The 482-nt window shown below is 64.4% G+C and carries 1 protein-coding gene; it reads left to right on the top strand.

Going from position 1 to position 482, the window contains the following annotated elements:
• Positions 1 to 482 (top strand): AMP-binding protein (locus MMG91_RS28835; RefSeq protein WP_310661457.1); only part of this gene is annotated, 482 nt, incomplete at both ends.

Raw genomic sequence — 482 nt, forward strand, 5'->3', positions numbered from 1 at the left:
GTGGTGGTGGTCGAGCAGGACGTGCTGCTGTCGCAAGAGCGCTTTCGTGCGCTGCTGCTCGAGCAGTCGATCAGCGTGCTATGGATGACCGCAGGCCTGTTCCATCAGTACGCCCAAGGCCTGATGACCGTGTTCGGGCAGTTGCGCTACCTGATCGTCGGTGGCGATGTGCTCGATCCCGCAGTGATCAGCCGGGTGCTGCAAGAGGGCACGCCAGCCCACCTGCTCAACGGNCAGTACGCCCAAGGCCTGATGACCGTGTTCGGGCAGTTGCGCTACCTGATCGTCGGTGGCGATGTGCTCGATCCCGCAGTGATCAGCCGGGTGCTGCAAGAGGGCACGCCAGCCCACCTGCTCAACGGCTACGGCCCGACAGAGGCGACCACCTTCACCACGACGCATGAGATCAAGGCCGTGGGCGAGGGCAGCATTCCGATCGGCCGCCCGATCGGCAACACCCGGGTCTACGTGCTGGACGCTTA

Origin of the sequence: Pseudomonas sp. JL3 (assembly GCF_031570575.1) — a bacterium.
GTDB lineage: Bacteria > Pseudomonadota > Gammaproteobacteria > Pseudomonadales > Pseudomonadaceae > Aquipseudomonas > Aquipseudomonas cucumis.